Genomic DNA, 4,055 nt, shown 5'->3' with positions numbered 1-4,055 from the left:
GCGGGGTGGGGCACACCGGGTGCGGGGACGGGCGAGGCGCGGGCCGGGTCAGGGGGCCGCGCCGGCGCAGCGCAGCGCCACGGCGGTCAGCTCGGCGACGAGCAGGTCCGCGTCCTGCGCGGCCGAGGTGCTCAGCGGGTACACGAGGACCTCGCCGATGGCGCCGGTGAGCGCGGCGGCGGTGATCTCCGCGTCCTGGCCGGGAAACCGGTCCGCGGCGACCCCCTCGTCGATCACCGCGGCGAACAGCGCCCGGTAGCGACGGCGGAACGCCAGGCGTTCCGCGCCGACCGCCGGCTCGGCGGGCGCCGCGAGCAGCGCGTACGCCAGGCCGTGGTTCTCCAGGGCGCGGCGGGCGAACACCTCCACCCCCCGGCGCAGCCGGTCGGCCGGGTCGCCTTCGCCCTCCAGCACATCGCCCAGCACGTCCACCTCACGCTGCGCGGCGCGCCGGAAGACCTCCACGGCCAGCGCGGACTTGGACGAGAAGTGCTGGTAGACGGAGCCGGCGGCGATGCCGGCCGCGTCGGCGACCGCGGTCACGGACGCCTGTGCCCAGCCGACGTCGGCCACGACCTCGGTGGCGCAGACGACGAGATGCTCCCGGGCGGCTTCGAGCCGACGAATTTCGGCTGGGGTCTTGCGGTAGGCCATGAAAGAAGTGAACCATCATTCAGAGGTTCCCGCCATGGCCGGTTTCCCCCGGTCCGGCTCGTCAGGAGAACGTGATGCACCTCAGTGCCCTGCTGGACGGCGTGGCCCGCTCGTCCGGCCCCGAAGAGGCCGTGATCTACGGCGGACAGCGCTGGACGTACCGGGAGTTCGCCGACGCGGCCCGCCGCGCGGCGACCGCACTGAGCGAGGCGGGACTCCGGCCCGGCGACCGGCTCGCCGTGATGACGTACAACACCCCGGCCTTCCTGTTCGCCGCGTTCGGCGCCTGGTACGTCGGCGCCACCCTGGTGCCCGTCAACCACAAGCTCCAGACCCCGGAGGTCGCCTATCAGTTGCGGCACTGCGGGGCCCGGCTCGCGGTCGTCGACGCGGAGATCGGCGACCGCGCGACGGCCGCGGACACGGACGTACGGTGGCTGATCAGCCACCCGGACACCGCCCCCGACGGCCTCCCGGCCGACTCCTTCGAGGCGCTGGTCGCGGGGGCCCGGCCGTGGGCCGGTGAGCCCGGGCCGGACGACGACGTCGCGCAGATCCTTTACACCTCGGGCACCTCCGGCCGCCCCAAGGGCTGCGTCCACACGCACCGGACGATCGCGCTGACCGCGGCGTACACGGCAGCCGCGATCCCGCTCCGGCGCGACGAGCGCTTCCTGATCTGCATGCCGATCTGGCACGCGTCCCCGCTCAACAACTGGGCCCTGGGCACGCTGCTGCTGGGGGCCACGGTCGTCCTGCAACGCGAGTACGGGCCCCGCGTCATGCTGGAGACGATCCAGCGCGAACGGGTCACGGCCCTGTTCGGTGCGCCGATCGCCCTCATCGCTCCCCTGCGGGCCGTCCCGGACTTCGCCGACTTCGACCTCTCGTCCGTCCGGGCCTGGATCTACGGCGCCGGCCCGCTGGACGCGGACACCGCCCGCCATCTGATGAAGGCGTACGGGTCGGAGAACTTCCACCAGGTGTACGGGATGAGCGAGATGGGACCCGTCGGGGCCTCGCTCTCCCCGGCCGAGCAGGTCGAGAAGGCCGGCGCGATCGGACGCGGCGGCATGCCCGGCGTGGACCTGCGGGTCGTCCGCCCCGACGGCATGGACGCCGAGGCCGGACAGACCGGCGAGATCTGGCTGCGCTCGGACACCCGCATGGTCGGCTACCTCGGCGACGCCGCGGCCACGGCGGAGGTCTTCGCCGGTGACTGGTACCGCACGGGAGACCTCGGGCGGGTCGACGAGGACGGCTTCGTCACCGTGGTGGACCGGATGAAGGACGTGATCATCACGGGTGGCGAGAACGTCGCCTCGCAGGAGGTCGAGGGCGCGTTGCGCGGCCACCCGGACATTCTGGACGTCGCCGTCGTCGGTCGGCCGCACGGCCAGTGGGGCGAGACCGTGGTGGCCGTGGTGGTGCCGCGCGAGGGAGCGCGGCTGGATCTCGACGACGTACGGGAGTGGCTCGGGACGCGGATCGCCCGCTACAAGTTCCCGCGCGAACTGGTGCTCCGGGACGAACTGCCGCGCACCGCGTCGGGCAAGATCACCAAGCATGTGCTCCGGGCCGAACTGGCCTGACACCGCGTAGGGTCGTCGCCATGGGCGATGACCAGGTGCGGAGCGCACGCAGGGGACCGGGGCGACCACGCCAGGAGCATGTCACCCAGGCCGTCCTCGACGCCGTCGTCGAACTGGTCTCGGAGAGCGGCATGGGAGCGCTGACCATGGACGCGGTGGCCGCGCGGGCCGGAGTCAGCAAACCCGCCGTCTACCGCCGGTGGTCCACCAAGCAGGACCTGGTCATCGCCGCGGCCGAGTCCCGGATCGGACCGCTGGAGGTGGCGGACCTGGGGGACTTCCGGGCCGAACTCCGCGCCGTCCTGTCGGCCCGCATGGAGACGTACCGACAGCCCGGCGTCGACCGGCTGCTCGCGGGCGTGATCGGCGCGGCGGCGGAGGAGGGTGCGGTGCGTGCGGGCTTCGGCGCCTACGCGACGCGGGTCACCGGCGAGACCCGGCATGTCCTGGAACGCGGCATCGCGCGGGGCGACGTCCGCCCGGACATCGACGTCGACGCCACGGTGACCCTCGTCGCCTCCCCCCTCATCTTCCGCCTCGTCGCCGAACAGCGACTGCCGGACGAGGCGTTGGTCGCATCCGTGGTGGATCTCATCGGCCGGGCGATCGCCGCACGCCCCTGACCCTTATCCGACGCAACGCCATGCGGTCGGCACGCCAGGTGAATCGACCACCCGGCGTGCCCTTCGGCGTGCTTGTGGCGCGCTGTTCGGCACGCGCCCTGGGTGGCGCATCGCGGCGCGGAACCTCCAGGAAATCGACTCGCTCCAACCCCTTGTCCCGGTGCCCGGCAATATCGATACTGCGGGTTACGTAATCCGTGTCAGCGGTTGGAAGGAACCCCCATGCACGACATCGCGGCCCACTCCGTCCAGAAGCCCGAGCCGATCCTCGACAAGCCCCTGATGCACTACGGGAGCCGGGTTCTCGAACGCCTCGCCCCCGGCGCGGAGCGGCCTGACTACCGGCTGGTCCAGGTCGATCCGCTCACACCGCACTTCGGCGCCGTCATCGGCGGCGTCGACCTGACCCGGCCGATCACCGACGCCCTCGCCGACGAGCTGCGCCAGGCCCTGCTGGAGTGGAAGGTGATCTTCTTCCGCGGCCAGGACGGCTTCACCCCGGACCACCAGCTCGCCCTGTCCGGCCTCTGGGGCCCGCCGGAGCCCAACCCGTTCTTCGCGACGGCCGGCACCGCCGGGATCTCCCGGCTGGCCAAGGACGCCAAGGCGGCGGGCAACAAGAACATCTGGCACAGCGACCACTCGTTCATGGCGAACCCGTCTCTCGGCGCGGTCCTGCGGGCCGTGGAGGTGCCCGCCGCGGGCGGCGACACGATGTGGGCGGACATGGCCGCGGCCTACGACAACCTGCCCGATGACCTGAAGGAGCGGATCGAGGACCTCACTGCGGTCCACGACTGGGAGGCCAGCTGGGGCGCCCTCATGAACGACGAGCAGAAGGCCGCCTTCCGCGCGAACTGGCCCCAGGTCGAACACCCCGTCGTGGTGCGTCACCCGCGCAGCGGCCGCAGGACCCTGTACGTCAACGAGCCGTTCACCCGGTACATCAAGGGGCTCTCCGACGCCGAGAGCCGTGAACTGCTCGACATCCTCGTGCTGCAGGCCCGCATCCCGGAGTACCAGATCCGCTTCCACTGGGAGCCCGGCTCGATCGCCGTCTGGGACAACATCGCCGTCCAGCACTACGCGATCAACGACTACTTCCCGCAGCGCCGGGTGATGGAGCGCATCGCGATCGCCGGCGTCCCGCTGGCCTGATCGGAGCCCGTCCCCCGCCCCTTCCCCC

Annotated in this window: 4 protein-coding genes; 3 read left to right on the top strand and 1 reads right to left on the bottom strand. The window is 72.1% G+C overall.

Annotated features, from left to right (window positions below):
* Nucleotides 1–48 precede the first annotated feature (48 nt).
* On the bottom strand, nucleotides 49–654 hold the full coding sequence (locus tag D3105_RS32755) for a TetR/AcrR family transcriptional regulator (RefSeq protein WP_118906467.1): 606 nt from the start codon (nucleotides 652–654) through the stop codon (nucleotides 49–51).
* Nucleotides 655–728: 74 nt separating this feature from the next.
* On the opposite strand from D3105_RS32755, the gene D3105_RS32750 reads away from it, so the two are divergent.
* The 3 genes from D3105_RS32750 to D3105_RS32740 all read left to right on the top strand — a co-directional run bounded on the left by D3105_RS32750 (nucleotide 729) and on the right by D3105_RS32740 (nucleotide 4,027).
* A complete protein-coding gene (locus tag D3105_RS32750) occupies nucleotides 729–2,246 on the top strand; it encodes a class I adenylate-forming enzyme family protein (protein ID WP_118906466.1) in 1,518 nt (505 codons plus the stop codon).
* Between the two features lie 20 nt (nucleotides 2,247–2,266).
* Complete coding sequence (locus D3105_RS32745; RefSeq protein ID WP_118906465.1) at nucleotides 2,267–2,869, top strand: TetR/AcrR family transcriptional regulator; 603 nt, start codon at nucleotides 2,267–2,269, stop codon at nucleotides 2,867–2,869.
* Nucleotides 2,870–3,091: 222 nt separating this feature from the next.
* Entirely contained in the window at nucleotides 3,092–4,027 is a 936-nt protein-coding gene (locus D3105_RS32740; RefSeq protein WP_118906464.1) for a TauD/TfdA dioxygenase family protein, read from the top strand.
* The last annotated feature ends 28 nt before the right edge of the window (nucleotides 4,028–4,055 follow it).

Source organism: Streptomyces globisporus, from assembly GCF_003501885.1.
Lineage (GTDB): Bacteria > Actinomycetota > Actinomycetes > Streptomycetales > Streptomycetaceae > Streptomyces > Streptomyces globisporus_D.
The sequence above is the reverse complement of the archived record's forward strand: the minus strand, read 5'-3'. Positions and strand labels throughout refer to the sequence as shown.

Bases quoted from the DNA above. Each gene is read 5' to 3' on its own strand.
- D3105_RS32755 (WP_118906467.1), bottom strand. From the start codon at position 654: ATGGCCTACCGCAAGACCCCAGCCGAAATTCGTCGGCTCGAAGCCGCC.
- D3105_RS32750 (WP_118906466.1), top strand. From the start codon at position 729: ATGCACCTCAGTGCCCTGCTGGACGGCGTGGCCCGCTCGTCCGGCCCC.
- D3105_RS32745 (WP_118906465.1), top strand. From the start codon at position 2,267: ATGGGCGATGACCAGGTGCGGAGCGCACGCAGGGGACCGGGGCGACCA.
- D3105_RS32740 (WP_118906464.1), top strand. From the start codon at position 3,092: ATGCACGACATCGCGGCCCACTCCGTCCAGAAGCCCGAGCCGATCCTC.